Raw genomic sequence first — 7,886 nt, 5'->3', positions numbered from 1 at the left:
TTATAGCATTTAGGGAGCGTACTTTCCACCATATAAACTTGTCAGATAAGTAATTCTTTTGTTAAGTTTAACTGCATTGATAAAGATTACTATATTAAGCTTTTTTACTTAGCGGTTATTATCAAGTGTTTTATTACTTTCCGAGGTCGAAAAGCTGTTCTCTTGTGAGGTTTGCTGTTCGTGAGGTTTCGTCATCAGGAATTACACGGATAGTTTTGCCGTCATAAGCAGAAACCTTAACCTTTGCGGTCTTGCCGTCGATTGTAACCTCTTTTTCGCTGTAAACTTCGTTGAGCGGAACTTGCTTTGCAAGTGCTGATTTTTCTGTCAAAGCACCTGTCGGGCAAAGTTCAACGCAAAGTCCGCAGTTTGTACACTTCGTTTGGTCAAGCGGAAGATTAAATGCAGGAGCAACTTCTGTTTTGAAGCCTCTGCCCATAAGACCGATTGCCGAAATGTTCATAACTTCCTTACAGCTTCTTACACACAATCCGCAAAGAATACATTTTGCACTGTTGCGTTCAATGAATTCGTTTGAATTTGCCGTGTACTTCTGTGGCATTTCACCCTTAAATCTGGCAGGGTTGATGTCGTATCTCTGTGCAACGCTCAAAAGTTTACACTTGAAGTATTCCTTGCATCCGCATTCAAGGCAACGGCTTGCTTCAGCTTTTGCTTCGTCTTCTGTAAATCCGAGGCTGACTTCGTCAAAGTTGTTTCGTCTGTATTCAGGGTCAAGCACCTTTGGATTGGTTCTTGCACATTTTTCTTTTGCAGAGTAATCAATGAGTTCTGCATCTCTTCTGCTGATGTACGGCACTCTTGTGTCGATTGCTTCGCCGTTCAAAAATGCGTCAACGGCTTCTGCACATCTGTCTGCTTCGCCGATTGCTTCGATAGCGATTGATGCACCTCTGTTTGTTGCGTCACCGATAGCAAACACACCGTCAAGATTTGTTTGAAATGTGTCTATATCAGCCTCAATGTTGCCTCTGTCTGTGAGTTTAAGCTCGCTCACATCCTCGCCGACAAGTTTTTGACCGATGGCCATAATAACGCTGTCAACTTCGATTTCTTCGGTCTTGCCCTCAACAGGAACAGGCTTTCTTCTGCCCGATGCGTCAGGCTCGCCGAGTTCCATAATTTGAAGTGTAATGCTCTTTACCTTGCCGTTTTCACCGTTAAACGAAATAGGATTTGTGAGGAATTTGTACTGTACGCCCTCTTCCTCTGCTTCTCTGATTTCGAGGTCGTCGGCAGGCATCTCGTTTCTTGTTCTTCTGTAAACAACATAAACATTCTTTGCACCGAGTCTTACAGCGGTTCTGCAAGCGTCCATTGCCGTGTTACCGCCGCCGCAGATAACAACATTGTCGCCGATTTCTTCGGGCTTGCCGAGAATTACGCTGCGGAGAAAATCAATACCGCCGTAAACACCGTCAAGCTCCTCGCCCGGAGTTCTCATTGAACTTGATTTCCAAGCACCGACAGCAACGATAACAGCGTCGTTTTGCTCTTTGAGGCTTGCGATAGAGAAGTCTTTACCGAGCTTAACATTGTTAATCATCTTAACGCCGAGCTTTTCGATAATCTCAATTTCGCTGTCGAGCACTTCTTTTGGAAGTCTGTATTGCGGAATACCGTAGCGGAGCATACCGCCCATTTTTTCCATCATATCATAGATTGTTACATCGTGGCCCTTGATTGCAAGCTGATATGCGGCTGTAAGTCCGGCAGGACCGCCACCGATGACAGCGATTTTTTTGCCTGTTGCTTTTGCCTTTTCGGGAATGTATTTTTCGCCGTTGAGGTCGAGGTCAGCGGCAAAAGCCTTTAATTGAGCAATGTTGATAGGTTCTTCAACATTCTTTCTTCTGCACGCACTTTCGCATGGGTGCGGACAAACTCTGCCGATTGAAGCAGGGAGCGAAACTTTGTTTTTAACAAGTTTCAATGCGGATTCGTATTCGCCGTTTGCAATAAGACCGACATATCCCTGGCAGTCTGTTCTTGCAGGGCAGTTGAGTTGACACGGAGCAACGCAGTCGCCGTTGTGGGCAGACATAAGAAGTTCCATGGCGATTTTTCTTGATTGAACAACTCTGTCGCTTTCGGTGTTGATTACCATTCCGTCTGAGCATTTTGCAGAGCAGGAACGCAAGAGTTTTGGAATACCCTCGGCTTCAACAACGCAAAGACCGCACGCACCGTAAACTTTTACGGCTTCGTCATAGCAAAGGGTAGGAATGTAAATGCCGTTGTCTTTTGCGGCTTGGAGGATTGTTGTACCCTCCTCAACCTGAATATTTTTTCCGTTAATAGTTAAGTTAAGCATTGTGTTTCCTCCTTCCTATGCCTTGATAATTGCACCGAATTTGCATGATGAGTAGCACTTGCCGCACTTTATGCACTTTTCGGTATCGATTTTGTGAGGATTTTTAACTGTACCGCTGATTGCATCAACAGGGCAGTTTCTTGCACAAAGGGTACAACCTTTGCACTTGTCCTCAATAATTTTGTATTCGATAAGGTCGCTGCATTCGCCGGCAGGACACTTCTTTTCGTTGATGTGAGCTTCGTATTCGTTTCTGAAATACTTGATTGTTGTAAGTACAGGGTTTGGTGCTGTTTGACCCAATCCGCAAAGAGCACCGTCTTTGATTGAATGGCAGAGTTCTTCAAGAAGTTCAATGTCGCCGTCTTTGCCCTCACCCTTTGTGATGCGTTCAAGCATTTCAAGCATTCTTTTTGTGCCGATACGGCAGTGAATACATTTGCCGCAGCTTTCTTTTGCGGTGAAGTCAAGGAAGAATTTAGCCATACCTACCATGCAGGTGCTTTCGTCCATAACAACCATACCGCCCGAGCCCATAATCGCACCGGTTGCACCGAGTGCCTTGTAGTCGATTACGGTATCGATGAGTTCAGCCGGAATACATCCGCCCGATGGACCGCCCATTTGAACAGCCTTGAATGCCTTGTCGCCTTTCATTCCGCCCCCGATGTCAAAAATAACATCACGAAGAGTTTTACCCATAGGAATTTCAACAAGACCCGATCTCTTAACCTTGCCTGTAACGGCAAATACTTTTGTACCTTTTGAATTTTCTGTACCCATAGCGGCAAAAGCCTCACCGCCGTTGTTGATAATCCAAGATACATTTGCAAAGGTTTCAACATTGTTGATGTTTGACGGCTTGAGCCAATATCCTGCGGCAGCAGGGAACGGAGGCTTCAATCTCGGCATGCCTCTGTGACCCTCAAGGGATTCAATAAGTGCTGTTTCCTCACCGCAAACAAATGCACCTGCACCTGCTTTGATTGTGAAATCACAGCTAAAGTCCGAGCCAAAGATGTTTTCGCCGATTATGCCTTGCTCTTTTGCTTGCTCAATAGCACGGTTAAGTCGCTTGATTGCAAGAGGATATTCCGCTCTTACATAAACAACTGCGTGCTGTGCACCGATAGCATATGCACCGATGAGCATACCCTCAATAAGTGTGTGCGGGTCGGATTCAATAACGGCTCTGTCCATAAACGCACCCGGGTCACCCTCGTCGGCGTTGCAGATGAGGTATTTAACTTCACCCTCGCTCTGTCTTGCGGCGTTCCACTTGAACCAAGTAGGGAAGCCTGCACCGCCACGGCCTGCAAGTCCCGATGTCTTGATGATGTCGATAACTTCCTCCGGAGTAAGCTCCGTAAGGCACTTTTTGAGTGCCGTGTAGCCGTCTGCCTCCAAGAAAGCGGAAATTTCGTCAGGATTGATGATACCGCATCTTCTGAGGGCAATTCTTGTTTGCTTTGTCAAAAATTCGCTGTCCTCATCAGATACAATAAGCTTTTCGATTTTTGAGATGTCGCCTGTTTTTGCATAATCCGCAATGCTTTGTGCATCGTCCGGCGATACCTTTACAAGACGGGTGAGCTTTTCACCCTCGTAAATGTCAACGATAGGCTCAAGATAACACATACCGATACAACCGGTGATGCTGACTTGTGCTCCGCCTAAATCACAGTTTAAAAGGGCTTGACGCACCTTTTCGGCTCCTGCGGCAATACCGCATGAACCTTCACCGATAACTATTCTCATTGTGCAGCCTCCCTTAATTCCTTCAAGATTTTCTTTGTCTTATCGGGTGTAAGACTGCCGTATGTATTGTCGTTTATCATCATAACAGGTGAAAGCGAACAACATCCGAGGCAGGCAACACACTTGAGCGAAAACAAACCGTCCTCGGTTGTTTCACCGTCCTCAATGTGAAGCTCGTCTTTGATAGTTTGAAGTATTAATTCCGATGAATTAACATGGCATGCGGTGCCTTGGCAAAGCATAATGAGATACTTGCCGACAGGCTGAAATCTGAATTGTGTGTAGAATGTGCCTACACCCATAATTTCGCTTGTTGCAATGCCTGTTTTGTCGGATATTTTTTCTATGGCTTCCTTTGGAAGATAGCCGTAAATATCCTGTGTTTGCTGTAAGATTGTAATCAAACTGCCCGGAACGCTTGCATATTCTTCAAGCACGCCGTCAATCAAATTCAAATCAACAGTAGACATTTCATTTCCCTCCCATAATCGTTTGCAAAATAAGTATATACTTATTTCTTTATATATAAATTATAATATATAGTGTTACATAAAATAATACTACTTTAATTTTTGATTATCAAGTATATATTTTTATTTTCATTAAAAATATACAAAAACATTAATACTTTTGTGTTTTCCTCCATAAACTTTTTATAGTGTTTTTGTCTGTTTTTGCCAAATTTTAAATATTTATTTTTTCTAAACAATGGGCATTAATCACCAAAAACTATTGACATAAGTGCAAAAATACTGTACAATTTTAACAAATGAAAAAAATCAAAGGGGTGTGCTTTATGAGCATAGTTAAGAATGTGGCAATTGTAGGCCACGCATCTAAAGGTAAAACCACTCTCGCAGAGGCAATGCTTAATGTGGCAGGTGTTACCGAAAGAATGGGCAAAATAGCAGACGGCAACACTGTGTCCGACAGTGACGCAGAGGAGAAGAAAAGAGGGGTTTCAATTTCTTCATCCGTTTTGCAGTTTACATATGACAATGCAAAAATCAATATTATCGACACTCCGGGACTTTTTGATTTTGCATTAGGTCAGGCAGAGGGACTTCGTGCGGCAGACAGTGCAATCGTTGTTGTTTCGGCAAGGTCGGGTCTTGCTGCAGGTGCCGAAAAAGCGTTTAAAGACGCAGGCAAAAAAGGCATGGCTCGTATTATTGTTACATCAAAAATGGATGATGACAGAGCCGATTTTTACAAAGCCTTTAATGGTTTGGTAGCCAAATTCGGCACAACTATGTGCCCGGTTGTCGTTCCTGTGTTGAACGGCGGCAAGGTTGTCGGCTACTATAATATGATTGATGACACATCTTATACATACGACGGAGTTCATAAAAAAACTACCGATGTCGCTCATGATGACCAAGCTCGTTTTGACGCTATTAAGGAAGTGTTTGCCGAAGCGGTAGCCGGTGCAGATGACGAACTTATGGAAAAATATTTTGAAGGTGAGCCTCTTACAAAGGAAGACAAAATCAAAGGTCTTTCGCAAGGCATTGCAGACGGTACGGTTGTTCCTGTGTTTGCACTTTCGGGTCTTACCGGTGTAGGCGTTGATATGCTTCTTGATTTTATCAAGGATTGCTGTCCTGCACCTAAGGCTGAATATGCAACCGATGCAAACGGTGAACCTATCGAACTTACCGTTGACGAAAACGGCCCTCTTGCCGCAGTATGCTTTAAGACTGTTGCAGACCCGTTCATCGGAAAACTCAACTATTTTAAAGCGGTATCGGGCAAACTTGTTCAGGGTGCAACTGTTGTTAACTCACGCACGGGCAAAGACGAGAGAGTTGGTAAGGTTGTCACTCTCCTCGGTGCAAAGCAAACCGATGCAAAGGAAATCCCTGCGGGCGAAATCGGTGCTGTTGTAAAACTTGACGGCTTTAAGACGGGCGACACTATGTGTACTTCCGCAAAGGTTGTTACTCTTGACGGCGTTGCCGTTCCTACTCCTTGCTATTCAATGGCAATCAGTGCAAACAAAAAAGGCGAAGAAGAAAAAATTGCCAATGCCGTTGCAAAGATGATAGAGGAAGACCCATCTATTGCATATAAGGTTAATAACGAAACAAGACAAACCGTGCTTTCGGGCCTCGGCGAGCAGCATTTGGATGTATGTTTGTCAAAACTCGGCACAAAATATAATGTAACAGCAACGCTTTCTCAGCCAAAGGTTGCTTACAGAGAAACAATTACACGCAAGGTTACTGCACAGGGCAGACATAAAAAGCAATCGGGCGGTCACGGACAGTTCGGTGATGTATTCATTGAGTTTGAACCGTATGATACCGAAAAACTTGAATTTGCCGAAAGAGTTGTGGGCGGTTCCGTTCCTAAAAACTTCTTCCCGGCTGTTGAAAAAGGACTTCAGGAGTCTATGGAAAAGGGTGTTCTTGCAGGTTATCCTATGGTTGGCGTTAAGGCAACACTTTTTGACGGCTCATACCATCCTGTTGACTCATCGGAAATGGCATTTAAGATGGCAGCTTCACTTGCCTTCAAGGCAGGCATTGCAGATGCTTCTCCTGTTCTCCTTGAACCGATTGTTACTCTCAATGCACTTTGCAATGATGAGGCTATGGGCGATATTATCGGCGACATCAACAAGCGTCGCGGCAGAGTTTTGGGTATGAATCCTACGGGTGACGGTATGCAGGAAATTCTTGCCGAAGTTCCTGAATCGGAAATGACAACTTTTGCAACCTCAATGCGTCAAATTACGCAGGGCAGAGGCTCGTTCACCACCGCTTTTGCAAGATACGAAAAGTGCCCTGAACATATTGCACAAAAGGTAATTGCAGAGGCTGCTCAAGAAAACTAACGGTGATTTTATGTTGGACTTTTTAAAAGGGCTAAAACGATTTTCAATAGCCACGATAATTGTTTCGGCGATTATGGGTGTACTGTTCATTGCGTTCCCGAGCAAATGTATTCAGTATATTTCGCTTGTCGTGGGCGTTTCGCTGATTGTAACGGGCATAATTTCGGTTGTGTCGTACATCGTTGAGAGGGATACAAAACTCCCGCTTGTGCTCGGCACGATTTCGTTGATAAGCGGTATAATCGTGTGTGCAAAGTATCGGGCAATCATTTCGATAATCGTTGTGATTTTGGGAATATTTATTCTCACTTCGGGCATTGTCGATATGGCAACTTCAATCCGTTCAATTATGCTTTTCAGAAAATCGGGCTGGTTCACAATGCTGTTGTCGGTGATTACGATTGTTTTCGGAATTGTCGCAATAACAAAGTCGGCACAGCTGACAGACGGCATTGTTCGATTTATCGGTGCGGCACTCATTGTGTATGCGGTGCTTGATTTGGTGACTTATATTCAGGTCAATTCAAAGGTCAAGCAGGTCAAAGATGCAGTCGATTCAATCTCCGATATAGAGGTTGAAGCCACCGAACAACAGAATGACGAATAAATAAAAAACACGCTGCGGATTTCTCCGTGGCGTGTTTATATATATTAAGGATGCGAGTTGACAAATCCTGCATATTATGCTAATATAAATATGAACAAAGGGCTTATCGGATAGACGGTTAGCCTCGAAAGTTGTTAAAAAATAACCGCTTGTTTTTCGAGGACAGGGCGGTTATTTTTTTATGCTTAATATGTAGCCTGTGGCTGCAACAAGAATAAATGCGAATAATACAAGATATTCCATAGCATCACCCCCTAAACAAAATTAGAGGGCATTACCCTCTGATAGTGAGGGCTAACCGCCTACCGTAAATCGACAGTTTCCTTTGTCCGAATTGATTATACAGG

Annotated in this window: 5 protein-coding genes; 2 read left to right on the top strand and 3 right to left on the bottom strand. The window is 44.0% G+C overall.

Features of this window, described 5'->3' with window-relative positions; all coding sequences use genetic code 11:
- Positions 1-133 precede the first annotated feature (133 nt).
- Genes Q0E08_RS07395 through nuoE form a run of 3 tightly spaced genes read right to left on the bottom strand, consistent with a single transcriptional unit; the run spans position 134 to position 4,563 of the window.
- A complete protein-coding gene (locus tag Q0E08_RS07395) occupies positions 134-2,335 on the bottom strand; it encodes an FAD-dependent oxidoreductase (RefSeq protein ID WP_294778487.1) in 2,202 nt (733 codons plus the stop codon).
- Between the two features lie 15 nt (positions 2,336-2,350).
- Complete coding sequence (locus Q0E08_RS07390; protein ID WP_294778486.1) at positions 2,351-4,093, bottom strand: NADH-quinone oxidoreductase subunit NuoF; 1,743 nt, start codon at positions 4,091-4,093, stop codon at positions 2,351-2,353.
- A complete protein-coding gene (gene nuoE / locus Q0E08_RS07385; RefSeq protein WP_294778485.1) occupies positions 4,090-4,563 on the bottom strand; it encodes an NADH-quinone oxidoreductase subunit NuoE in 474 nt (157 codons plus the stop codon). The genes Q0E08_RS07390 and nuoE overlap by 4 nt, the downstream gene beginning before the upstream one ends.
- A gap of 326 nt (positions 4,564-4,889) precedes the next feature.
- On the opposite strand from nuoE, the gene fusA reads away from it, so the two are divergent.
- A complete protein-coding gene (gene fusA, locus Q0E08_RS07380; RefSeq protein WP_294778484.1) occupies positions 4,890-6,932 on the top strand; it encodes an elongation factor G in 2,043 nt (680 codons plus the stop codon).
- A 10-nt stretch (positions 6,933-6,942) separates the two neighbouring features.
- Positions 6,943-7,539 (top strand): HdeD family acid-resistance protein, encoded by a 597-nt coding sequence (locus tag Q0E08_RS07375; RefSeq protein ID WP_290912534.1) that lies wholly within the window; start codon positions 6,943-6,945, stop codon positions 7,537-7,539.
- The last annotated feature ends 347 nt before the right edge of the window (positions 7,540-7,886 follow it).

This window comes from uncultured Eubacterium sp. (assembly GCF_934561735.1).
In the GTDB taxonomy this organism is placed as follows: domain Bacteria; phylum Bacillota; class Clostridia; order Oscillospirales; family Acutalibacteraceae; genus Eubacterium_R.
The sequence above is the reverse complement of the archived record's forward strand: the minus strand, read 5'-3'. Positions and strand labels throughout refer to the sequence as shown.